This is a genomic window from Curtobacterium sp. MCSS17_007, assembly GCF_003234175.2.
In the GTDB taxonomy this organism is placed as follows: domain Bacteria; phylum Actinomycetota; class Actinomycetes; order Actinomycetales; family Microbacteriaceae; genus Curtobacterium.
Genome location: NZ_CP126257.1, coordinates 904,729 through 928,271, shown reverse-complemented (window position 1 = coordinate 928,271; position 23,543 = coordinate 904,729). Strand labels below are relative to the sequence as shown.

General features: G+C 72.8%; 19 protein-coding genes. 2 read left to right on the top strand and 17 right to left on the bottom strand.

Going from position 1 to position 23,543, the window contains the following annotated elements; translation table 11 throughout:
- Positions 1 to 20: 20 nt before the first annotated feature.
- On the bottom strand, positions 21 to 950 hold the full coding sequence (locus DEJ22_RS04355; protein ID WP_111228451.1) for an oxygenase MpaB family protein: 930 nt from the start codon (positions 948 to 950) through the stop codon (positions 21 to 23).
- A 59-nt stretch (positions 951 to 1,009) separates the two neighbouring features.
- Here DEJ22_RS04355 and DEJ22_RS04350 point away from each other — a divergent pair, with 59 nt between their 5' ends.
- Positions 1,010 to 2,692 carry a long-chain-fatty-acid--CoA ligase gene (locus DEJ22_RS04350; protein ID WP_111228452.1) on the top strand — a complete coding sequence of 561 codons (1,683 nt, stop codon included), beginning with the start codon at positions 1,010 to 1,012 and terminating at the stop codon, positions 2,690 to 2,692.
- A gap of 77 nt (positions 2,693 to 2,769) precedes the next feature.
- On the opposite strand, the gene DEJ22_RS04345 is transcribed toward DEJ22_RS04350, so the two are convergent.
- From DEJ22_RS04345 to DEJ22_RS04305, 9 genes are all read right to left on the bottom strand, one after another.
- Positions 2,770 to 3,750, bottom strand: a complete 981-nt coding sequence (locus DEJ22_RS04345; protein WP_111228453.1) for an EamA family transporter — start codon at positions 3,748 to 3,750, stop codon at positions 2,770 to 2,772.
- Positions 3,747 to 5,648, bottom strand: coding sequence for an APC family permease (locus DEJ22_RS04340; protein WP_258379746.1), 1,902 nt, complete (start codon positions 5,646 to 5,648; stop codon positions 3,747 to 3,749). Before DEJ22_RS04340 ends, DEJ22_RS04345 begins: the two co-directional genes overlap by 4 nt.
- Positions 5,649 to 5,798: 150 nt before the next feature.
- Positions 5,799 to 6,644 carry an ABC transporter permease gene (locus DEJ22_RS04335; RefSeq protein ID WP_111228455.1) on the bottom strand — a complete coding sequence of 282 codons (846 nt, stop codon included), beginning with the start codon at positions 6,642 to 6,644 and terminating at the stop codon, positions 5,799 to 5,801.
- The gene (locus DEJ22_RS04330) at positions 6,641 to 7,717 is read right to left on the bottom strand and encodes an ATP-binding cassette domain-containing protein (RefSeq protein ID WP_111228456.1); all 1,077 of its coding nucleotides are present in this window, start codon (positions 7,715 to 7,717) and stop codon (positions 6,641 to 6,643) included. Before DEJ22_RS04330 ends, DEJ22_RS04335 begins: the two co-directional genes overlap by 4 nt.
- Before the next feature lie 58 nt (positions 7,718 to 7,775).
- Positions 7,776 to 8,621 carry a hypothetical protein gene (locus tag DEJ22_RS04325; protein ID WP_284174808.1) on the bottom strand — a complete coding sequence of 282 codons (846 nt, stop codon included), beginning with the start codon at positions 8,619 to 8,621 and terminating at the stop codon, positions 7,776 to 7,778.
- A 114-nt stretch (positions 8,622 to 8,735) separates the two neighbouring features.
- Positions 8,736 to 10,310 (bottom strand): inositol monophosphatase family protein, encoded by a 1,575-nt coding sequence (locus tag DEJ22_RS04320; RefSeq protein WP_258379743.1) that lies wholly within the window; start codon positions 10,308 to 10,310, stop codon positions 8,736 to 8,738.
- 141 nt (positions 10,311 to 10,451) lie between these two features.
- Positions 10,452 to 10,856, bottom strand: a complete 405-nt coding sequence (locus tag DEJ22_RS04315; RefSeq protein ID WP_349775155.1) for a DUF3054 domain-containing protein — start codon at positions 10,854 to 10,856, stop codon at positions 10,452 to 10,454.
- Positions 10,857 to 10,906: 50 nt separating this feature from the next.
- The gene (locus tag DEJ22_RS04310; protein ID WP_111228458.1) at positions 10,907 to 11,560 is read right to left on the bottom strand and encodes a spermidine/putrescine ABC transporter substrate-binding protein; all 654 of its coding nucleotides are present in this window, start codon (positions 11,558 to 11,560) and stop codon (positions 10,907 to 10,909) included.
- A 358-nt stretch (positions 11,561 to 11,918) separates the two neighbouring features.
- Positions 11,919 to 12,851 carry a DUF3097 domain-containing protein gene (locus DEJ22_RS04305; protein ID WP_111228459.1) on the bottom strand — a complete coding sequence of 311 codons (933 nt, stop codon included), beginning with the start codon at positions 12,849 to 12,851 and terminating at the stop codon, positions 11,919 to 11,921.
- Positions 12,852 to 12,946: 95 nt separating this feature from the next.
- Between DEJ22_RS04305 and DEJ22_RS04300 the strand changes: the two genes are divergently transcribed.
- Complete coding sequence (locus DEJ22_RS04300; protein WP_111228460.1) at positions 12,947 to 13,999, top strand: zinc-dependent alcohol dehydrogenase family protein; 1,053 nt, start codon at positions 12,947 to 12,949, stop codon at positions 13,997 to 13,999.
- A 173-nt stretch (positions 14,000 to 14,172) separates the two neighbouring features.
- Here the strand turns inward: DEJ22_RS04300 and DEJ22_RS04295 are convergent, their stop codons facing one another.
- From DEJ22_RS04295 to DEJ22_RS04265, 7 genes are all read right to left on the bottom strand, one after another.
- Positions 14,173 to 14,886: a methyltransferase domain-containing protein gene (locus tag DEJ22_RS04295; RefSeq protein ID WP_258379744.1), complete on the bottom strand. Its 714-nt coding sequence runs from the start codon at positions 14,884 to 14,886 to the stop codon at positions 14,173 to 14,175.
- Complete coding sequence (locus DEJ22_RS04290; RefSeq protein ID WP_111228461.1) at positions 14,883 to 15,968, bottom strand: type III polyketide synthase; 1,086 nt, start codon at positions 15,966 to 15,968, stop codon at positions 14,883 to 14,885. Before DEJ22_RS04290 ends, DEJ22_RS04295 begins: the two co-directional genes overlap by 4 nt.
- A 115-nt stretch (positions 15,969 to 16,083) precedes the next feature.
- Positions 16,084 to 17,589, bottom strand: a complete 1,506-nt coding sequence (gene gatB / locus DEJ22_RS04285; RefSeq protein WP_111228462.1) for an Asp-tRNA(Asn)/Glu-tRNA(Gln) amidotransferase subunit GatB — start codon at positions 17,587 to 17,589, stop codon at positions 16,084 to 16,086.
- Positions 17,589 to 19,136: an Asp-tRNA(Asn)/Glu-tRNA(Gln) amidotransferase subunit GatA gene (gene gatA, locus DEJ22_RS04280; RefSeq protein WP_111228463.1), complete on the bottom strand. Its 1,548-nt coding sequence runs from the start codon at positions 19,134 to 19,136 to the stop codon at positions 17,589 to 17,591. The genes gatB and gatA overlap by 1 nt, the downstream gene beginning before the upstream one ends.
- Positions 19,133 to 19,432 carry an Asp-tRNA(Asn)/Glu-tRNA(Gln) amidotransferase subunit GatC gene (gene gatC, locus DEJ22_RS04275; protein WP_058728900.1) on the bottom strand — a complete coding sequence of 100 codons (300 nt, stop codon included), beginning with the start codon at positions 19,430 to 19,432 and terminating at the stop codon, positions 19,133 to 19,135. Before gatC ends, gatA begins: the two co-directional genes overlap by 4 nt.
- Before the next feature lie 149 nt (positions 19,433 to 19,581).
- On the bottom strand, positions 19,582 to 21,996 hold the full coding sequence (locus DEJ22_RS04270) for a transglycosylase domain-containing protein (protein WP_111228464.1): 2,415 nt from the start codon (positions 21,994 to 21,996) through the stop codon (positions 19,582 to 19,584).
- Between the two features lie 116 nt (positions 21,997 to 22,112).
- Entirely contained in the window at positions 22,113 to 23,525 is a 1,413-nt protein-coding gene (locus DEJ22_RS04265; protein WP_111228465.1) for an alpha/beta hydrolase, read from the bottom strand.
- Between the last annotated feature and the right edge of the window lie 18 nt (positions 23,526 to 23,543).

The following is a 23,543-nucleotide window of genomic DNA, read 5'->3' as shown; positions in this document are numbered from 1 at the left end:
CGGTACGGAGCCCGCACCGCTCAGGCAGGCGCGTCCTGCCGCGACTCCTGCTCGAGCCGCGCGATCCGGACCAGCGCCGCTCGCTCGGTGCCCGACGTCGTGCCCAGCACCGCGCCGATGCCGCCGAGGACGACGCCCGCGACCTGCCGCACCGGCAGCTGCACCGGACCGACCCCGGGCGTCCGCAGTCGGAGCATCGAGCGGTGCCGGGGGTCGAGCGAGGACACCGCGCCGTCGAACAGTGCCCGGTACCCCGGACGCAGCAGCCGCGCGACCGGTGGGTCCTTGATGAACCGGACGACGTCGTGGGTGCGGGCGTCGGCCTTGAGCTCGCCGCGGTCGAGGTACCCGTTCATCTGGTCCCGCAGCTCCGCGTCCGTCTCGGGCGCGTCCTCGACGCCCATGAGCCGCCCGGCGACCGCCCACTCGCGGACGTAGGCGTCGGCACCGCCGGGGATCGGCTGCCCCCAGAGCTGCGCGCTCCGGAGGAACGCATCGGTGAACGCGAGGTGCACCCACCGCGCCAGGTCCGGGTCGTTCGCCGCGTAGGGCCGTGTGATGCCGTGGCCGTCGACGTACTCGCCGACCACCCGCTCGTGGAGCTTCCGCACCCACTGGCTGGCGTGCGTGGCCTGCTGCGTGTCGCCGTGCGACACCGTGTAGATCCATCGGATCGTGCCCGCGAGCCGCCCGAAGGGGTCCTCGCGGTACCGGGAGTGGTCGGCAACGCCGGCGAGGGCACCGGGGTGCAGGGCCTGCACGAGCAGCGCACGGACCCCGGCGAGCACGGTGTGGTTGCCGCCGTGCACGGCCCAGGTCGCGGAGCCGGGGCCGAAGAACCCGGCGTCCGAGCCCTGCTCGAGCTCGTCGATCCAGGCGGGACGTTCGGTCGCGCCGTTGGTGAAGGTGTCGTTGAGGCGGGAACGGAACGCGTCGGACACGGATGGCATGGGGCCATCGTCCGTCGCGCCCCTGACAATGCGCACTGCCCCGCCGGTAGGTTGGCCGGGTGAGCATCGACACGCCTCGTCCCTGGCTTGCCTCGTACGCCCCGGGGGTCCCGCACGACATCGACGAGCCCACGGGCTCCCTGTCCGACATCGTGGAGCAGTCCGCGGATCGGTTCCCGGGGAAGGTGGCGCTCGAGTTCTTCGGCAGGACGACGTCGTACGCCGACCTGCAGGAGCAGATCCTCCGAGCCGCGAACGGCCTCAGGAAGCTCGGCGTGCAGGCGGGTGACCGCGTGGCGATCGTGCTGCCGAACTGCCCCCAGCACGTCGTGGCGTTCTACGCCGTCCTCCGCCTCGGGGCGATCGTCGTCGAGCACAACCCGCTCTACACGGCGCGCGAGCTCCGCCACCAGTTCGAGGACCACGGCGCGAAGGTCGCGATCGCGTGGGACAAGTCGGTGTCCACGCTGCAGGACTTCCCCGCGGATCTGCGCCTCGACGCGATCGTCTCCGTCGACCTGACACGCGCCATGCCCCGTGCGACACGTCTCGCCCTGTCGCTGCCCGTGGCGAAGGCCCGCGAGTCGCGCGCCAAGCTGACCACGAGCGTGCGCGGCACGACGAAGTGGGACGACCTCGTCTCCACCCGGAAGCTGTCGAAGCGCCACCCGCGCCCGGCGACCACCGACGTCGCGCTCATCCAGTACACCTCCGGCACGACCGGGGTGCCGAAGGGTGCCGTGCTCAGCCACCGGAACCTGCTCGCCAACGCCGCCCAGGCCCGGGCGTGGGTGCCGACGATCCGACAGGGTGACAACACCGTCTACGCGGTACTGCCGATGTTCCACGCGTACGGCCTGACGCTGTGCCTGACGTTCGCGATGAGCATGGCCTCGCGGCTCGTGCTCTTCCCGGCGTTCGACCCGGCACTCGTCCTCAAGGCGATGAAGAAGCACCCGCCGACGTTCCTGCCGGCCGTGCCGCCGATCTACACCCGGCTGCAGCACGCGGCGGACTCGGCGAAGGTGTCGCTGCAGGGCATCGAGATCGGGATCTCCGGTGCGATGCCGCTGTCGCAGAGCGTCGTCGAGCCGTGGGAGGCCCGGACCGGCGGCTACCTGGTGGAGGGCTACGGCCTGTCCGAGTGCTCCCCCGTCCTCATGGCGAACCCGGTCTCACCGGAACGGCGCCTGGGCGCGATCGGCCTGCCGCTGTCGTCCACCGAGGCCCGCGTGGTCGACCCGGACGACCCGTCGAAGGTGCTCGGCACCGGCGAGGCCGGCGAGCTCCAGGTCAGGGGCCCGCAGGTGTTCCGCGGGTACTGGGGCAAGGCCGAGGCGACCGACGAGGTCTTCACCCCCGACGGCTGGTTCCGCACCGGTGACGTCGTGTCGATCGACTCCGACGGCTTCGTCAGCATCGTCGACCGGCTCAAGGAGCTCATCATCACCGGCGGCTTCAACGTCTCGCCGTCCGAGGTCGAGGACGCCCTGCTCAAGCACCCGAGCGTGCGCGAGGTGGCCGTCGTCGGCATCACCCAGGGCGGCAACGAGCAGGTCGTCGCGGCGGTCGTCCCGAAGGACCCGAAGGCGTTCGACGCCGAGGCACTCCGTGCGTGGTCACGCGAGCAGCTCGCGGCCTACAAGGTGCCGCGCCGCATCGTCGTGGTCGAGGACCTGCCGCGCTCGATGATCGGCAAGGTGCTCCGTCGCAAGGTGCGGGACCAGATCACCGCGAAGTAGCGGCCCGCGCACCCCGAGGTGCGGGACGGACCGGATCACTGCGGATCGGCGGCCACGTGCCCCGGGCGCGGGGAAGATCACTGCGGAGGAGCGGCCCGCGCCCGTCCCGGGAGCGAGAGCAGCGCGAGTCCGAGCACGACGAGCGCGATGCCGACCCAGCCCAGCGCGCCGAGGTGCTCGCCGACGACCAGCACGGCGAGCACCGCGGCGACGACGGGTTCGAACAGGGACAGCAGGGTCGCGACCGAGGCGCTCACCCGCCGCAACCCGACCGCGTACAGGGAGTGCCCGAGCACCGTCGGGACGAGCGCCAGGTAGGCGAACACGGGCCAGTTGCCACCGACCGCGAGCGCGTCGCGGCCGGCGACGGCGGCGAGCACGACGAGCGGCACGGCTGCGAGCCCGAAGACCGCCCCGACCACCCCGCGCCCGCCGACTCCGATCGCGCTGCCGGACACGGCTCCCGACAGCGCCGCCGGCACCGGCACGGGTGGGGACGCCGCGTGCATCCCCCGCGCGACCGCCCACGAGTAGGTCGCGTACGTCAGTCCGGCGAGGAGGGCGCTCCCCAGCCCGAGCAGCAGCGACCCGTCGCCCGGCGCCTCCGACCGCGCGAGCGTCACGACGACCATGCCGACCACGCTCACCAGGGTGGCGACGGTCCAGCGGCCCGTGACGCGCCTCCCGTCCGCGCCCCACTCCACCAAGCCGGCGAAGAGCGGCGACGAACCGATGGCCACCGTCGTGCCGAGCGCGACGCCCGCACCGGCCAGGGCCGCGTAGAAGGCGACCGCGTACACGACGAGCGAGACGGCTCCGAGCAGCACCCAGCTGCGTGTACCCGGCCGGGCGACCGCGTGCAGGGCGGAGCGGCCCGTCGTCGCGGCGAGGAGGATGCCGCCGAGGCCGAAGGTCACCGCCCCGAAGACGAACGCGGGCACCCCCGGAGCGAAGTGGGTCGCGGTGCCCGTGGTGCCCCACACCGCGGCGGCGACGAGGACCGCCGCGTACCCGCCCGCCGGACGGGAGGCGCGCCCGACCGCCGCCCCGTCGGTCACGACACGTGGACGGTCGGCCGTCGGTGGACGTCCGGCTCCGCCTCGCGCAGGACCTCGCGCGTGACCGGGGCGACGTCACCGACGCCGGTGAAGACGAAGCGCAGGGCGTTCTGGATCGGGCTGCCCTCGTTCCACTCGAAGTAGATGCTCGGCACCACCCCCGCGATGTCCCGCACGGCGAGCAGCGTCGACGCGATCGTGTTCGGGACGTTGCCCGACCGGACGCGCAGCACGCGGTGCCCGTGCACGACGTGGCCCTCGACGACCAGGTCCTCCTCGAAGTCCGACGAGTCGGCCGGGAGCACCTCGAGGAACATCGTCGGCACGCGTGCCGGGATGCCCGAGTCGCGCCGTTCCTCACGTCCCTTCGACCGGTACGCCTCGGCGGTGCCCGCGCCGGGCTCGTTCGCGATGATGCAGATCGAGCTGAACTGGTCCGCGTCGGCCTCGATGAACTGCCGGGCGATCGCGTCCAACTCGATCGACGACGCGCGGAGCTCGAACGACCGCCGGACGCGGGACACGAGCGACACGACGACGATGGCGATGATGAACACCGCGGCGATCCGCACGCCGTCCGGGCGTTCGATGACGTTCGCCACCGTCGTGTAGACGAACACGACGGCGATGACGCCGAAGCCGATCGTCCGCTTCTTCTGCTGCTTCCGCCGCGCCGAGAGCGTGACCGCGACGGCCGCACTCGTGATGAGCACGAGGACGCCCGTGGCGTACGCGCCGCCCTGGGCATCGACGTCCGCCTCGAAGATGATCGTGATCGCGAAGGCGATGAGCGTGAAGATGATCACGAGCGGACGGGTCGCGCGCGCCCACTGCGGTGCCATGCCGTACCGCGGCAGGAAGCGCGGCACGAGGTTGAGCAGCCCCGCCATCGCGCTCGCACCGGCGAACCACAGGATCGCGACGGTCGACGCGTCGTACACCGAGCCGAACACGTTGCCGAGGTACTCGTGTGCCAGGAACGCCAGCGCGCGCCCGTTCGCCCCGCCGCCGGGCTGGAACTCGTGCTGCGGGATGAGGAACGTCGTCGCGATCGAGGACGTGATGAGGAACGTGCTCATGATGATCGCCGCGGTCGTCAGCAGACGCTTCGTGCCGCGGATCCGACCCTCGGGTCGCCCGTTCGGGTCGTCGCCGGCGTCACCGCGCACCTGCGGCATCACCGCGACGCCGGTCTCGAAGCCGGACAGCCCGAGCGCGAGCTTCGGGAAGACGACGAGCGCGATGCCGATCATCACGAGCGGGTTGCTGTGCTGTGCCGTGAGGTTCGACCACCAGTCGCTCGCGACGACCGGCCGCTCGAAGACGTGCCACAGCGCGACCACGACGACGACCGCGTTCAGCAGCAGGAACACCGCCACGAGCCCGACCGCGATGCCGATCGCCTCCTTGAAGCCGCGGAGGAACACGATCCCGAGCAGGAGCAGCAGCAGCAGGGTGATGGGCACCGGGATCTCGGTGAACCAGTGCGGTGTGAACGGGTTCTCGGCGATGTGCGCCGTGGCGTCCGCCGCCGACAGCGTCATGGTGATCATGAAGTCCGTCACCGCGAACCCGAGCAGCACGAGCACGAACAGCTTGCCGGCCCACCAGGGCAGCAGCTTCTCGAGCATCATGATCGACCCGGCGCCCTTGAAGCTGTCCGAAGCCACCCGCCGGTACACGGGCAGGGCACCGAAGAGCGTCACGAGCACGAGCACGATCGTCGCGATCGGCGAGAGCAGGCCGGCGGCGAGCGCGGCGATGGCGGGCTGGTACCCGAGCGTCGAGAAGTAGTCGACACCGGTCAGGCACATCACCCGCCACCACGAGTGGGTCTTCTCGACCTCGACCTGGTGGGGTCCCTGGTGCGAGGCACCCTGGTCGGCCCCGTGCAGCATCCACCGCCGCAGCCGCACGGCGCGGTCGGTGGGTCGCTCGGTGGCACCGCGCTGGGCGGCGCGCTCGGCTTCGGTCGCGGTCACGAGAGACGATGGTAAGCGGTCCCGGTGACCGTCGGGGCCCCGACCCGGAGGCTGTGGACGACCGGGTCAGCCCGCGCTGATGCGTGTGTACTTGCGCACCGCCCACGGGACGAACACCACGAGCATCACCACGATGCCCACGAGCACCGTCACGACCGGGTGCTGCATGGTCCAGACGTCCGGCACCGGCGCGGTCCCGACGTTGCCGAACAGCTCGCGGGCGGCCTGCACGAGCGACGACACCGGGTTCCACTCCGCGAACACTCGGAGGACCAGTGGCATCGTCTCGCTCGGCACGAAGGCGTTCGAGATGAAGGTCAGCGGGAACAGGATCATGAACGACGCGTTGTTGATGACCTCCGGCGTCCGGACGCTCATCCCGAGCAACGCCATCACCCAGCTGAAGGCGTAGCTGAAGAGGAGGAGCAGGCCGACACCCGCCAGGAACTCGTGCGGTGCCGACCCGACCCGCCAGCCGACGGCCAGACCGGTCAGCATCATGATCACCATCGAGATCGCGTTGAGCACCAGGTCGGAGTTCGTCCGCCCGACGAGCACCGCCGACGCCGACATCGGCAGCGTGCGGAACCGGTCGATCAGGCCCTCCTTCAGGTCCTGCGCCATCGCCGATCCCGAGAACGTCGCGCCGAACACGACCGTCTGCGCGAAGATCCCCGCCATGAGGAACTGCGTGTAGTCGGTCCCCCGCACCTGGATCGCGCCGCCGTAGACCTGGCTGAAGAGCAGCACGAACATGATCGGCTGCAGCACGGCGAAGACGAGCATGTCGGGCGAGCGCTTGATCTTCGTGAGGTTCCGCTTCGTGACGGTCCACCCGTCCTCGAACCAGACCGCGACGGGCGAGGTCACGACCACCGGCAGTTGCTGCCGCGGCGCGCCGACGGCGGTCACCGGACACGCTCCGGGGTGCTGTCGGTCGCGTCTCCCGCGGTCCGCACCGGTTCGCGCCGACCCGGCCGGGAGGCACGTCCCGCCCCCGCGGCGCCGCCACCGTCCGGCGCGTCCTCCTCCGCAGCCGTGGCGGCGTGTCCCGTGAGGCGCAGGAAGACGTCGTCCAACGTCGGCCGGCGCATGCCGGCGTCGTGCAGCCGGATCCCCGCGTCCCCGAGGTCCGCGAGGACCCGCTGCAGCGCGAGCGGACCCGCATCGACCGCGATGCCGGAGGTGCGTCCGTCGGTCGACGTCTCCACGTCCCCGACGCCGTGGCGGCGGAGGGCGGTGACCACGGCCTCCCGGTCGTCGTCGTCCACCAGGGTGACCACCACCCGGTGCCCGCCCACCTGGGCCTTGAGCTCGTCGGCGGTGCCCTCGGCGATCACGCGGCCGTCGTCGATCACCGCGATGTCGTCGGCGAGCTGGTCAGCCTCCTCCAGGTACTGGGTGGTGAGGAGCACGGTGGCGCCGTCGTCGACGAGTCCCTCGATGATGCCCCACAGCGCCAGGCGGCTGCGGGGGTCGAGCCCGGTGGTCGGCTCGTCGAGGAACAACACACGCGGGTTCGCCACGAGCGCGCCGGCGAGGTCGATGCGACGCCGCATCCCGCCCGAGAACCCCTTGACCGGACGGTCGCCGGCCTCGGAGAGGTCGAACACCTCGATGAGCTCCCGGGCGCGCTGTCGGGCCACACGACGCCCGAGGTGGTACAGCCGGCCGATCATCTCGAGGTTCTCGGCGCCCGTGAGGTTCTCGTCCACGGCCGCGTACTGGCCGGAGACGCCGATGGAGCGCCGGGTCGCCTGCGGGTCCGCGACGACGTCGATCCCGTCGATGGTCGCCCGGCCGCTGTCCGGCGTGACGAGCGTGGTGAGGACCTTCACGGTGGTGGTCTTGCCGGCGCCGTTCGGTCCGAGCAGCGCCGTGACGGTGCCCTCGGGCACGGCGAGGTCGAGCCCGGCCAGTGCGTGCACCGGGCCCGATCGCGATCGGTACGTCTTGGTCAGCCCGGAGGCTTCGATGATGGCCATGTCGCTCCCTCGTCGGCCACGTCGGTGTGGTGGGGGTCGGCGGGAGCGACGACGTCAGTCAGACGTCGAAGTCACCGCCGAAGTCGCCGAAGCCGCCGCCGCCGAAGTCACCGCCGCCGCCGCCGAAGTCACCGCCGCCGTCGTCCCAGCCCGCGTTCTCGTACCCGCCGCCGTCGGGAGCGCCCGCGTCGGACGCCCCGCCGTCACCGGAGTCGGCACCAGTGTCCTCCGAACCACCGTCACCCGCAGCATCGGTACCGCCGTCGAACGAACCGGCGTCCGGCAGGAAGGCGCTCATGATCGCGGACCCGATGACGTACCCGGCGACCGTGCCGAGGATCGATGCGCCGATCATCCGGCCGAACGACGGACCTCCGCGCTGCCCCATCGCGCCGGCCCCGCCGTTCATCCCGCCGAGCGAGCGCTCCATGAAGCCGGGCTGACGGATCTCGGACCGGGTCGCCGCCTGCGCGAGGGAGCGGGGGTCGTCGCCGCGCGGGGCCTCGCCGTCGGGCGCACTGCGGGTGAACTCCTCGTAGACCATCCGGCGCTGCTCGGGCGTCAGGGTCGCGAAGGCCTCGGCGTGGACCTCCTCGATGCGCTCGGGCGGTGCCGTGCGGAGCAGGTAGCGGTAGCGCTCGACGGCGCGCTGGTCGTCGGGGGACACCGATCCCTGCTGCCCGTCCGGCTGGGCGGGACCGCCCCACTGCGGCTGGCCGTACTGCGGCTGGCCGTACTGCGGCTGGCCGTACTGCGGCTGGCCCTGCGACGCGGGCGGCACCTGGTAGGACTGCTGCCCGTACTGGTACCCCTGCTGCTGCGGCTGCTGCTGGGGTCGGCCCCACTGGTCCTGCTGACCACGGTCACGCTCGGGACGGCCGAGCAGTCGGTCGAGGAATCCCATGTCGTCGCTCCTTCGGTGCGGTCCGGCCCGGTCGGGTCGGCACGTCGTCTGCCACCCTAGGGAGCACCGACGACCGCTGACTGTACGGCCGCACAGAACTGGCCGTGAGCGGCGTCAGGGGCGGCCGAGCGCCGTCGACCACACCTCGAACAGCTCGTCCGCGGCACCGGGGTGCGCGACGAGGAAGGGCTCGCCCTCGGGCGGGAAGCCGTCGACCGGACCGGTCCGCGTCAGGACGACACCGCCAGCCTCGTGCACGAGCAGCACCGCGGCGCCGTGGTCGACCGGGTCGAAGGACGGCACGCACCCGCCCACGCCGCGTCCGGCGGCCACCTGCGCGACCGTGAGCGTGCTCGAACCCATCACGCGCACGGCGCAGGCTCGGTCTGCGAGCGCCTCCACGAGCCTCCCGAGCCCGACCCAGGCACCCTGTCCGCCGAACTCGGCGCCGACGACCGCTCCGGCGAGCGGGCGCGGGGTGTCGTCGAGCCGCAGCGGGGTGTCGCGCAGCACCGCGCCGCGCCCGTGACGGGCCTCGAGCACCTCGCCGCGCCACGGGTCCGCGACGACGCCGACGAGCGGGCGACCGCCGCGCGTGAGGCAGAGCGACATCGAGGTCCAGGGGAGGCCGTTCACCAGGTTGGTGGTGCCGTCGACCGGGTCGAGGTACCACCGGTGCCGGTCCCCGGGAGCCTCGCCGTACTCCTCGCCGGTGAAGCCGTGCGTCGGGAAGGCGGCCCGGACACGGGCGCGGACGAGTCGCTCGACGGCCCGGTCGACGTCGGTGACCAGGTCCCCCGGGGCCCGCTTGGACGCGACCTGTCCGACGGGGTGCTCACGGGTGAAGGCGATCACCTCGTGCGCGATCCGGTGCGCCAGGGCCTGTGCCCGGGTGGCGAGTTCCTCCTCGGTCGGCTCTCGGTCCTGCTGCGCCCAGCCGTCCCGCTCCCCGTCGGCGAGCACCGCCCGCGCAGATGCGACGTCGTCCGTGGCGATCAGGTCGGCGCCGAGCCGGGCTGCCCACCGGACCGGCTCGGGGGCGTCGACCGTCCGGACCGCGACCGCGAGCCCGAGAGCGTGGGCTGCCGCGACGGTCTCCGGTGTGAGGAAGACGTCGTCGAGCACGAGGGTCGACGGGCGCACCTCGGCGGTGTCCGCGGCGGTCGGGGCGGTGAGGGTCTCCCAGACCGCCCAGGTGTCGGCGTCCGGCAGGGCCGCGCGGACGGCCGCGAGCGAGGCCGCTGTCCCCGTCCAGGCGACGGTCGTGTCCCAGGTGGACGAGGCGACGGTGCGGGTGGCGACGAGGGCGTCGGCGGGGTCGTCGACGTGGACCAGCAGCGCGGCCCGGCAGCCGTGGAGCCGCTCGAGCACGGCGTCGAGGCGCGGGATCCGGTCGAGGCCGTTGCCCATGCGGGCGACGTCGCACCACGACACGTCCGCGACGCGGCGGGGGTCGCCCCACAGCCGTCCGAGGGTCTCGTCGTGCAGGAGCACGGCGACCCCGTCGGCGGTCCGGCGGACGTCGACCTCGACGACGTCGGCTCCGAGGGCTTCTGCGACGGCGATCGCGGGCAGGGTGTCCTCACGCCGCACCCGCGGTGCACCACGGCGGGCGACGAGTCGCGGGAACGCCCGTGCGGTGTGCTCGTCACGGTCCGGTCCGACGGTGGCGTGGTCGAGCGTCGTCATCCCCGCATGGTGGCCCGGCGGGGTGGCGAACCGGTGACCTGCGGGTGAACGGATCCGGTCGGCCGCGGCGGTTCGAGCCGGGCCGCGATCGCGCCGTCCCGCGAGGAGGCCGCGTCGTGCCCGCGACGGGGCCGAGCTGGGTCAGGCCCGTCCGCGACCGCGTCGTCCTCCCCGCGACACGACGACCGCGACGACGAGGCGCCACCCGAGCAGGAACACCGCGAGCACGACGGTCGCCACGATGACGAACGACAGCGGCAGCGGGTCACCCGCGACGTCCCCCTGCCCGGTCAGGACGCGGAGCAGCATGCCGATCGCGACGGTGGCGACCCAGACGACCACGCCGGTCGGCCAGGTCCGCAGCGGCCGGACCCATCCCCGGACCACGAGGTAGCCGACGGCCCATCCGGCCAGGAACGGGTACGCGGTCGTCCAGAGCCCGGGCAGCGACGCCGCCTCGGCGTGGGACGACCGCCCGATGAGCGCGAAGGCGACGATGAGGACGATGTCGACGACGGCTGCGAGCCAGCCCCAGGTGCGAGTCACCACACCATTCTGGCCCGACCCCGGCGGAGTGGAGGACAGTGGGCGGTCGGTCAGAAGAGGCCCTCGCGCCCTGCTTCCGCAGAGCCGTCGAACCCGCGGAACATGTCGGACACGAGCGCAGCGATCTGGGGCTCGACCAGGCGCTCGACGGCCTCGGCGATGCGCGGTCGGTGTTCGACGAGTGCCAGGCACACGGCCGTCCCCGTCGCTCGCGCGCACTCGTCCGAGAGGGCGATCTCGTGCCGGAGAGCCGCCTTCGCCTCGTCCGAGAGCGGCTCCCGCGGCGCCTGCTCCCCCGCTCCCGTGCCCGTCAACTCGTCGAGCGTGAACAGGAACGGCTCGCCGGGCGACGGCTCGGGGTCCACGTCGAGTCCCTGGAACTCCGGCGACAGTCCCTCGGTCGGCTGGTACCCGGCGTGCCGCTTCCGGGCCGCCGCTCGTTCGAGCTCGCGCTGCAGCAGCGGCAGGTTCCTGGCGGTGTACTCGTCGACGGCGTCCTCGACGATCGTCGAGATCCGTCCGATCAGCGCGTGCTGCACGGCGTGCGGGACGTCGGGTCCGAACCCGGCCGCGGTCGCGATCGGCGAGCCGGTGCACCTGCGGCAGATCCGGGTGCGCGGACGGGCCGTGCCGATCTGCCAGCGCGGGAGCCAGCGCAGCCACACCTCGACCGCACCTCGCACGCGACCGTCGATGCCGTCCATCCCTCAACAGTAGGCGTCGACACGCCGATCGCCCCGGACCCGCGCGCGAGCGGGCGGAAACGCACCACCCCGCCCGTCCACCGCCGCTGGAACCGCCCGCTCGCCACACCCGGGGCCCACACCACCACCGCACCCGTCGCGAGCGGGCGGAAACGCACCACCCCGCCCGTCCACCGCCGCAGGAACCGCCCGCTCGCCACACCCGGGGCCCACACCACCACCGCACCCGTCGCGAGCGGGCGGGAACGCACCACCCCACACCCGCCACACCGCAGGGAACGCCCGCTCGCGCGGCGGCGGCCGGGAGGCGCGGGGCACCCCGATCGCCAGGGTCGCGCGCGTCAGGTGGTCGGCGCGGTCAGGCCTTCGGCTCGGTCACGAAGTCGATCAGCTCCTCGACGCGGCCGAGCAGCTGCGGCTCGAGGTCGGCGAACGTCCGGACCTGCCCGAGGATCCGCTGCCACGCGCGTGCGACGTCGGCCTGGTCCTCAGCGGGCCACCCGAGGTGCTGCAGGATGCCCTTCTTCCACTCGATCGAGCGCGGGATCGTCGGCCACTGCTCGAGTCCGAGCCGCGCGGGCTTCACCGACTGCCAGACGTCGACGAACGGGTGCCCGACGACGAGCACGTGTGCACCCCACTTGCCGCGCATCACGGCCTCGGCGAAGCGGGACTCCTTCGAGCCCGGCACGAGGTGGTCGACGAGCACGCCGACGCGACGGTCACGGGTCGGACGGAACTCGTCGAGGACGTCGGCGAGGTTGTCGACGCCCTCCAGGTACTCGACGACGACGCCCTCGACGCGGAGGTCGGCGCCCCACACCTTCTCGACGAGCTCGGCGTCGTGCTTGCCCTCGACCATGATCCGCGACGGCAGCGCCACGCGGGCACGCTGTTGCTCGACCGCGAACGAGCCGGACGCGGTACGGAGGCGACCGCCGTCGGAGGCGTGCCGCACGGCGGGCACGACTCCGGGCCTCCCGGCCCTCCCCACGGCACGAGCCGGCGGCGCGGCCGCGGCGGAGCGACCCACCGGGGCCTGCGGGCGACCGAGGGTCACGAGCTCACCCTCGAGCAGGAACTGCCCGGTGAAGGGGAAGGCGCGGGTGCGACCCTTCCAGTCCTCCAGGGTGACGTTGCCGGCCTCGAGGCCCACGACGGCGCCAGCCCAGCCGGAATCGGGGTCCTCGAGGACCATGTCGCGTTCGAGCGGCACCTGCCGCACCTTCTTGACGCCCTTCGAGCGCCAGTCGCCCGAGAGCACGTCACTGCCGTACCGGTCGTCGTCCACCCGGGAAGCGTAGTGCCGACGGGTCCCGCAACGGCGCCGGATCCCTGGCGCGTCACCGCACGCGCCGCGACCACCACCGATCGGAAGGCCACACCGTGCGCGCAACCGTCATCCACGCCCCTCGCGACATCCGTGTCGAGGAGCGTGACCTCCCCACCGTCATCGACCCGACCGACGCCGTCGTCAGGGTCACCGCCGCCTGCGTCTGCGGATCGGACCTCTGGCCGTACCGCGGCGTCCGCGACACGAAGGAGCCGCGCGCCATCGGGCACGAGTTCGTCGGCGTCGTCGACTCCGTCGGCGCGGAGGTCTCGGACCTGTCCGTCGGCGACTTCGTGATCGCGCCGTTCACCACCAACGACGGCACGTGCCAGGCGTGCGCCCACGGCATGACGAGCGGCTGCGAGCACGGCTCCACGTTCGGCGTGACGCCGGACGCCTACGGGCACCCGATGGGCGGCGCGCAGGCCGAGTACGTCCGCGTCCCCGATGCCGCGGCGACGCTCGTGAAGGTGCCGGGCCCGGTCGACGACGACCTCGTGCCGTCGCTCCTCACACTGTCCGACGTCTTCTCCACCGGCCACCACGCCGCCGTCTCGGCGGGTGTGGGCCCGGGCCGGACCGTCGTGGTCGTCGGTGACGGCGCGGTCGGCCTGTCCGCCGTGCTCGCCGCCGCGCGTCTGGGCGCCGAGCGGATCATCGCGATGAGCCGGCACGCGGACCGGCAGGCCCTCGCCCGCGAGTTCGGCGCGACGGACGTCGTCGAGACCCGGGGCGACGAGGGCGTGGCCGCGGTGCGCGACCTGCTCGGCGGAGACCTCGCCGACTGCGCGCTCGAGGCCGTCGGCACCGCGGAGAGCATGGACCAGGCACTCCGCGTCGTGCGTCCCGGCGGGAACGTCGGCTACGTGGGCGTGCCCGCGGGCGACCCCGAACTGCCGATGCCGTTCCTCTTCGCGAAGAACATCACGGTCGGCGGCGGGATGGCTCCGGCGCGCGCCTACATCGAGGAGCTGCTCCCCGACGTGCTCTCGCGCACCATCGACCCCGGCAAGGTGTTCGACCTCGAGCTGCCCCTGGACGAGGCGGCCGAGGCGTACGCGGCGATGGACGAGCGTCGGGCGATCAAGGTGCTGCTCCGCCCGTGAAGCCAGCCGGCGCCAGCCGGCGCCAGCGCGAGGCTCGGCCCCGCGGACACGTTCGCAGCGGTACACGCACGAACCGGTCCGCGGGGCCGAGTCCCGGGGCGGAAGCGCCCGGGCCGACGGCCGACAGCCGGCGGCAGGCGCCGCGCACGGCAGGCATCGCGGCGATGCGCACGTCAGGCGTCGCGCACCGCGAGCACCCGGTGCGGGGAAGCCCGCTCGGCCCGCCAGCCCGCGGGCAGCACGGTCTGCAGTTCCGGCACGGTGAACGACCGGCGGATCGATCGGAGGCCGTCCACCCGCACGAACGTGCCCGCCGACACGAGTGGTGACGCCAACGCGTACGCCCGGTAGGCCTGCCGCGACCGCCGGATGTCCGAGTGCAGGCTCCTCCCGGTCGCGAGCTGCTCCGAGTCCGCCAGGAACGACGACCGGGCGGCGTCGTCGAGGTGGTGCAGGACGTGGTTCGACACGACGACGTCGAACCGCTCGCCCGCGGCGACGAGGTCCGCGCTCGATGCCCGTCGGAAGGACACCCCGCGGCTCGCCGTCCGCGTCGCCGCCGTGATCGCCCGGTCGTCCGGGTCGACGCCGACCACCTCGATCGAGAAGCCGTCGGACCCGGCCCACCGCACGAGCGACCTCGCCAGGTCGCCCCCGCCGCACCCGAGGTCGAGCACCCGCGCCCGTCCGCTCGGCGGCAGGGCCGGGACGACGTGCGTCCGCCAGACGGCGCGCCACCCGCTCACGAGCGCGTTCACCACCGCGAACCGACGGAACGTCCGGTCCAGCGCGCGCGGGTCGCACGCGGGGTCGTCCATGAGCTCCTGCAGCTCGGTGTCGCGCACGCTCAGGTCGACCGCGCCCGGGCGGGGCTCCCGCCCGCTCACGCCCCGACCGCCGTCAGCCTCGCGCTCTCCACCGTCAGGCCGGGCCCGAACGCCACGGCGACGACCGGCGTACCGGTGGACAGACCCTGCTCGACCGCGTCCCGGAGCACGAACAGCACCGTCGCGCTCGACATGTTGCCGTGGTCACGGAGGACGGCACGGCTCGACTCCACCGCACCGTCCGGCAGCGCCAGCGCGTCCTGGGCGCGGTCGAGGATCGCACGCCCGCCCGGGTGCACCGCCCAGACCGGCACGTCGGCGAAGGTCTCCCCCTCGCCGAGCAGCGGGGTGACCGCCGCGGGCACGTGCACGCCGACGAGCTTCGGCACCGCGGTCGAGAGGACCATCTCGAAGCCCTCGTCACCGATGTTCCACGCCATCTCCGAGGCCCCCTCGGGCACCGTCGCGGTGGCGAACCGTTCGATGCGGAGACCGGCACCGCCCGCGGTCACGACCGCCGCCGCGGCCCCGTCGCCGAACACGCTGTTCGCGACGATCTGGTCCGGGTCGTCGGAGGCCCGGACGTGCAGCGTGCAGAGCTCGGCGCAGACGACGAGCACGACCGCGTCCGGGTCGGCCTCGGCGAACGCGGCCGCGATCCGGAGCGCGGGGAACGCCGCGCAGCACCCCATGAATCCGATGTGGTGACGGAAGACGCCGGCAGGCAGCCCGAGCTGCTCGACGACGTCGATGTCCGGTCCGGGCTGCGTGAAGCCCGTGCAGGAGACGGTCACCAGGTGGGTGACGCGGTCCGGCGACACCCCCGCTCGCTCGACCGCGTCCCGAGCGGCGGCGACGAAGAGCGCCGGGGCGAGGTCCCGGTAGCGGTCGTTGCGGGTGCCGGTGGAGGGCGACACGAGCGCGCCGGAGTCCTGCCGGAAGAGGCCACCCGGCCGCGACGCGTCGAGCTCCTCGATCACGGTGTGCCGGTGCTCGACGGCGGACACGTCGAACGCAGCCGGGACGATGCGTGCGCCGAGCCGACCGAGGTCCGGCTGCCCGGCGAACAGGTCACGCACCGCGCGCTGGTCGAGGGTCGTCTCGGGTACGGCGGTCCCGATGGCACGGATCGTTGCGGTCACTCCTCATCCTGTCACCGGTTCGCTGACGCGTCCCCAGGATCGCGGACGGCCCGACGACGGACGGGAGGCACGTGGCGGACCCCGCCACGTGCCTCCCGTCCGTCTGTCGGTCGCGCTACGACTGCTGCGCGCGCTCCAGCACCAGCTCACGGACGCGGGCCGCGTCGGCCTGGCCCTTCATGGCCTTCATGACCGCGCCGATGATCGCGCCGGCGGCCTGGACCTTGCCGTCCCGGATCTTGGCGAGGACGTCGGGCTGGGCAGCGAGCGCCTGGTCGACCGCGGCGGTGAGGGCGGAGTCGTCCGAGACGACCTTGAGCCCGCGGGCCTCGACGACCTGCGCCGGCGATCCCTCGCCTGCGATGACCCCTTCGAGCACCTGGCGCGCCAGACGGTCGGTCAGGTCGCCGGACTCGACGAGCGCGATCGTCTCGGCGACGTGCCGCGGCGACACGAGGTCACCCGCGGCGGTCTCCTGCGCGTTCGCGACGCGGCTGATCTCGCCCGTCCACCACTTGCGCGCGGCTTGCGGCGACGCACCGGCTGCGACCGTGGCCTCGACCTCGTCGAGCAGCCCGCCGTTGACGACGTCCTGGAACTCGAGGTCGCTGAAACCCCACTCGCCCTTGAGCCGACGACGACGCGCGACGGGCGCCTCGGGCAGGGACGCCCGGAGTTCCTCGACCACGGCGGGGTCCGGCACGACCGGCAGCAGGTCGGGCTCCGGGAAGTAGCGGTAGTCGTCGGCGTCGGACTTCGGACGGCCGGCCGAGGTGCGACCGGTGTCCTCGTGCCAGTGGCGGGTCTCCTGCGTGATCGTGCCGCCCGCGGCGAGGATCGCGGCCTGGCGCTGGATCTCGTAGCGGATCGCGCGCTCGACGGCACGGAACGAGTTGACGTTCTTCGTCTCGGTCCGGGTGCCGAGCTCCTCCTGGCCCCACGGCCGCAGCGAGATGTTCGCGTCGCAGCGCAGGTTGCCGCGTTCCATCCGGGCCTCGGAGACGCCGAGCGCGCGGACGAGGTCACGGATGACCTGCACGTACGCGGCGCCGAGCTCGGGAGCACGGTCCTTCGCGCCGAAGATCGGCTTCGTGACGATCTCGACGAGCGGGACGCCAGCGCGGTTGTAGTCGACGAGCGAGTACTCGGCGCCCTGGATGCGGCCGGTGGCACCGCCGACGTGCGTCAGCTTGCCGGCGTCCTCCTCCATGTGGGCACGCTCGATGGGGACGTTGAAGATCGTGCCGTCGGCGAGCTCGACCTCGACCTCACCCTCGAACGCGATCGGCTCGTCGTACTGCGAGATCTGGTAGTTCTTCGGGTTGTCCGGGTAGTAGTAGTTCTTCCGGGCGAACCGTGACGACTCGGCGATCGAGCAGCCGAGCGCGAGCCCGAGCTGGATCGAGTAGCGCACGGCCTGCTCGTTCACGACCGGCAGCGACCCGGGCAGCCCGAGGTCGACCGGGGTCACGTTCGTGTTCGGCTCGCCACCGAAGAAGTTCGGGGCGTCCGAGAACATCTTGGTCTTCGTCGCGAGCTCGACGTGGACCTCGAAGCCGAGCACCGGCTCGAAGCGCTCGAGCGCCTCGTCGAAGTCCATCAGCGCGTCCTTCTGCGCCATCAGATCACACCTTCCTGCGCAGCGGACTGCTGAGACTGGTCGAGGTCCGGGATGCTGTCGATGAGGGGGCGACCCCACTGCTGCTCGAGCAGGCGCTCGAGGGCGGCGCCGTAGCGGTAGAGCCGGGCGTCCTCGCGCTGCGGGGCCATGAGCTGCACGCCGGTCGGCAGCGAGTCCTCGGGCGCGAGGCCGTTCGGGATGCTCATGCCGGGGACGCCGGCGAGGTTCGCCGGGATCGTCGTGAGATCGTTGAGGTACATCGACAGCGGGTCGTCGAGGCGCTCCCCGAGCGGGAAGGCCGTCGTCGGCGCCGACGGGCTGATGAGCAGGTCGACCTGGTCGAACGCCGCCGCGAAGTCACGCTGCACCAGGGTGCGGACCTTCTGCGCGGACCCGTAGTACGCGTCGTAGTACCCGGCGCTCAGCGCGTAGGTGCCGAGGATGATGCGGCGCTTCACCTCGGGGCCGAAGCCGACCTCGCGCGTGGCAGCCATGACGTCCTCGACGGTGGCACCGTTCTCGGGCGTGACACGGAGCCCGAAGCGCACCGAGTCGAACTTCGCGAGGTTCGACGATGCCTCGGCCGGGAGGATCAGGTAGTACGCGCTGATGGCGTACGCGAACGACGGAGCGTCGATCTCGACGACCTCGGCGCCCGCCTGTTCGAGGATCGCGACCGTCTCGCGGAAGCGCTGCGTGACGCCGGCCTGGAAGCCCTCGCCTCCCGCCAGCTCCTTGACGATGCCGACCTTGAGCCCGCGGAGCGTGTCGGCCTGCAGGCCCTCACGCGCGGCGGCGGCCATCGAGGGCCAGGCGTCGGGGATGGAGGTCGAGTCCTTGGGGTCGTGCCCGCCGATGACGTCGTGCAGGAGCGCCGCGTCGAGGACGGTGCGCGACACCGGACCGATCTGGTCGAGCGACGACGCGAGTGCGATCGCGCCGTACCGGCTGACGCCGCCGTAGGTCGGCTTCACGCCGACGGTGCCCGTGACCGCGCCCGGCTGGCGGATCGAACCACCGGTGTCGGAGCCGAGGGCGAACGGCGCCTCGTGTGCGGCGACGGCCGCTGCCGACCCACCGCCGGAGCCGCCCGGGATCCGGTCGAGGTCCCACGGGTTGCGCGTCGGACCGTACGCCGAGAACTCGGTCGTCGAGCCCATCGCGAACTCGTCCATGTTGGTCTTGCCGAGCGGCACGAGGCCGGCGGCCCGGAGCTTCGCCACCGGGGTGGCGTCGTAGGGCGGACGCCAGCCCTCGAGGATCTTCGAGCCCGAGGTGGTCGGCATGTCCTGCGTGCACAGGACGTCCTTGATCGCGATCGGCACGCCCGCGAGTGCGCCGAGGTCGTCGCCGGCGGCACGCCGCGCGTCGATCGACTTCGCGGCCGCGAGGGCGTTCTCGTTCACGTGCAGGAACGCGTGCACGTCCCCGTCGACCGCTGCGATCCGGTCGAGGTGGGCCTGGGTGGCCTCGACGCTCGAGACGTCGCGCGCGACGAGGGCGTCGGCGAGGGCGGCCGCGCTGAGGCGGGTGAGGTCGTCGGTCACTGCTCTTCTCCCAGGATGGCCGTCACGCGGAACCGTTCGCCGTCGGAGTCCGGAGCGCCGGACAGCGCCTGCTCCTGGGTCAGCGTCTGCCCCACCACGTCGGGTCGGGTGACGTTGCCGAGCGGCACCGGGTGGCTCGTCGCCGGGACGTCGTCGGTCGCGACCTCGGCGACCTTGGCGACGCTCTCGACGATGTGCGACAGCTCCCCGGTCAGCTTCTCGATCTCGTCGGGCGTGAGTGCGATACGCGCGAGGTTCGCCAGGTGGGCGACCTGCTCGCTCGTGATGTCAGGCATGGTGCTCCGTCGATCGGTTCGTGGAATGCGCACCAGTCTATTGGCCGCGTCCGGCCGCGTCGCCACGCGGAGCGGGCCTGTGGAAGGACGGTCCGGAGGCGCGGTGCCGGTCCGTCGGGCCGGCACCGCGCCTCCAGGCGGTCCCGTCCCTACCCGTGGCCCGGTGCCTGCCCCGTCGCCCCGCCCGGCGTGGTCCCCCGCCCCGTCCCGTTGCCGCCGCCGACGACGCCCGGTCCGGCCGGGGCGGCCCCCGTCCCGGTCCCCGTCGACCCGTCCGCTCCGGTGCCGGCCGTCGTGCTGCCGGTCGCAGCGCCGTCCGTGGCCGCGCCGTCCGTGCTCGCACCGTTCGTCACGGGCGCCGGGCCGGGCTCCTCCCCCGCCGACGGTCCACCGGCCGCGCCGTCACCGGACGACTGCTGCTGTGCGCGCGGCGTCGCGCCGATCATCGCGGGGTCCGGCTCCGGCAGGGCGTCACCGCCGTACCGCTGGTCGAGCCAGGACATCATCGAGCGGCCGACGCCGAACTTCGCGCTGTACCCGGTCGTGCCCTGCGGGAAGGAGACGTGCGCCAGGCCGACGTTCCCCGTGACGTTCCCGATCCACGTGGCGTTCGTGTACTTCGTGCTCGACGCGACGAGCCAGTTCTGCACGTCACCGTCGGTCGTGCCGGTCTTCGCGAACTTCGGGGTGCTGTCGCCCGGGTTCGCCGACGCAGCCGTGCCGTCGCCGGTCAGGACCCCCTGCAACGCGAAGTCGACCGTGCCGGCGACGTCGGCGGAGACCCCGCGCGTGCAGCTCGAAGGCGTCGGCCGGATCGTCGTCCCGTCGGCCTCCCGCACCGAGTCGATCACGGTCGGGGTGCAGACGACGCCGCCGTTCGCGAAGCCCGCGTACGCCTCCGCGAGGTCGATCGGCGAGAGCTGGTTCGTGCCGAGCACCGAGGCCGGGTTCGACGCCGGGGCGCTCCCGTTCGCCTGGTGGATGCCCATGGACTGCGCGAGCTCCTTGATCTTGCAGAGGTCGAGCTGCTTCGCCATCGCCCCGAACGCGGTGTTGATCGACTCGGAGGTCGCCGCCTGCACGCTCATGCTCGCGGGCACCGCTTCGGCGTTGGCGACCTGCCAGTCGGGACCGCCGAGCCGCTCGCACGAGTTCGTGAACTCCGACTGCGCGAAGGTGTGCTCGCCGGTCGGCACCGACTGGGACAACGTGTGCCCGGACGCGAGCCACTCGGCGAGCGTGAACACCTTGTAGGTCGAACCGGTCTGGAACCCGCCGGAGTTCCCGTACGCCGAGTCCGCGTTGTAGTCGATCGCGGTCGCCCCGGCACCGGCGGCGTCGCCCTGCGTGTAGGTGGTGTTCTGCACCATCGACAACACCCGGCCCGTGCCCGGCTCGACCGTGACGTTCGTGCCGCCGAGGTCGACGCCGTCCATGGTCGCGGGGACGTAGGTCGACAGCGCCGCCTGTGCCTGGGCCTGCAGGTCGAGGTCGAGCGAGGTGTGGATCTCGAGTCCCTTCGTGTCGAGCGTCTGGATGCGCTCCGCGGCGGTCGTGCCGAACGCCGGGTCCTGCAGCACCTGGTCACGGACGTAGTCGCAGAAGTACCCCGCGTCGTCGGCACTCGCCGCCGCCGAGCACCCGTTCGCGGTGTCGGTGACCTGTGGCGTGATCGGGGTGGCCTCCGCCTGGTCGAGCTGCGCCTTCGAGATGTCGTGGTGCACGTACATGCGCTGCAGGACGTAGTCCCGCCGGGTCTTCGTCGCGGCGTAGCCGTTCGCCGCACCGTTGTCCTCGTCGTCCGGCTCGTCGATGCGCAGGTTCGCGGGGTTGTTGAGGATCGCGACGAGGGTCGCCGACTGCACGAGCGACAGGTCCTTCGCGTGCACGCCGAAGTAGTGCTCGGCGCCGGCCTCGGCGCCGTAGACCCGGCCGCCGAGACCGACGAGGTCGAGGTACCCCGTGAGGACCTGGTCCTTCGTGTACTTCTTGTCGACGGCGATCGCGTACCGCATCTCCTGGAGCTTGCGCTGCGGGGTCACCCCGGCGGCGTCCTCGTAGCAGGCCGCGATCTTCCGCTGTGTGTCCGCGGCGTCCTTGCCGGTCAGCTCCTCGCACTGCTGCACGAGGACGTTCTTCACGTACTGCTGGGTGATGCTCGACCCGCCCTGCACGTCCCCGCCCACGACCGTCGCCGCGACGCCGCGCAGGGTGCCGAGCACGTCGATGCCGCCCTCGGCCTCGAACCGCGGGTCCTCGGTGTCGATCGCTGCGCGCTTCAGGGACTCCGCCATCTGGTCGGACGCGACGTCGGTCCGGTTCTCGGCGTAGAAGGACGCGATCTTGACCTGCTGCCCGCCCTTCGTCGCGTACACCGACGACACCTGCTGCGGCGTCTGGATCTCGAGGTAGCTCGGCAGGTCCTCGAAGAACGAGACCGCCCCCGAGGTGCCCTCGCCGGCCACCGCGACCGCGGGCGTCACGGCCACCGCCACCAGCAGGCCCGCGAGGCCGGACATCGCGACGAAGGTCAACAGGGCCCCGGTCCACCGCTTCGCACGCATGGCGGCACGCTACGGCGACGGACTGGGGCTGGTCTGCCGTGGGGCCGCCGCCGCCTGCGGCCGTCCTCAGGAACGCCCACAGCTGCCCGGGCCGCTCGGGCCTGGGCCGCGCACGGTCAGTCGCGGGGCTGGAGGTCCTGCGGACGCAGGAGGTACATGTCCGGAGCCGTCCGCGGCGCGTCGCCGCCGTCCTGGCCACGCCGCGCCTGGTGTCGCACCAGGTCCCCACGACCGACGGCGATGAGCGCGACGTCGTGGAGCGACGCCGTGCCGGGCTTGAGGTAGTCGTTGTGTCCCTCCGGACGGCGGAAGGGCCCGTCGTCGCGGGCGACGCTGTCGGCGGACAGGTCGAGGAGCGTCGAGCCGAACCCGGGCGAGCCCGGGTCGGTGCCGAAGTACCCGGAACCGGCGATCGGATCGCTGTGCGCGTCACCCACGTAGACCTGGCCCGCGTGCACGGCGAGCTCCTGCGCGGTCCGCACGTCGCTGCCGGGTGACCCGAGCACCGTGAGCGAGTCCGCCTGCATGTGCCCGGAGGAGAGCGCCATGAGCGCCGTGGTCGATCCGTACGAGTGGGCGACGACGTTGAGGCGGGGCCGGTCGTCGCCGCGGACGGCGTCGAGTCCGTCCACCACCCGCTCGAGCCGCTCGGCGCCGGTCTGCGCGAGACCGAGGGAGAGGATGTTCGACATGTCGGGCGTCCGGTAGCCCATCCACGCCACGACGGCACTGCTCGCGGCGCTCCGGTCGGTGCGACTCGCGGCCAGCGCGGCGACCGTCGACTGCTCGTCGTAGAGGTGCCCGGCGGTGTCCGTGAAGTCGTGCATCTGCCCGGTGACGGTGAAGAACATCCCGGGGACGACCACCGTCACGTCGCGGGCGGTGCCGAGGTCGCCGACGGCGATGGCCGCGCGTCCGGTCCCTCGGGTGTCGAGCACGACGAGGGCACGTTCCGCCTCACCCGGCTCACGGTGCAGGGCCGCCCGGACCTGTTCGAGCATCGCCGTGCGGGCGGAGTCCGTCACGGCATCGGCATCGGCATCGGCATCGATGTCGATCCCGCCGCTCGACCCGACTGCGCCGGGCGCCTCGCGGGCGAGGGTGAGTCGGTTCGCGCGGTCCCGGACGTCGTACGGCACGCCGTCGAGGTTGCCGACGACGGCGGGAGCGCCCGCGACGAGCCGGTCGTGGGTGGCGGCGGGGAGCGCTCCCCACCACGCTGCGACGTCGACGGCGGTCGGCGGCCGGTCCTGCGCGGTGGCGATGACCCGCCCGTCACGGTCGGCGCGAGCGAGGTCGGCCGGGTCGACGGCGACGAGGTCGGTCAGGAACTCCCGACCGCGTGCGTGCGCGAGCGCCTCGAGGTCCACCGAGGCCGGCCCCGCTGCTCGCGGCTCCGGCCCGAGGACCGGGTCCGGAGGGACCTCGGCGACGTCCACGCGCACGGCGACCGTGGGCGCGGCTGGGGCCTCGATCACTCTCATCGAGTGCATCGAGGCGGTGAGCAGGGCCGCAGCGATGAGCAGCAATCAGGTCTCCCCCGGGAA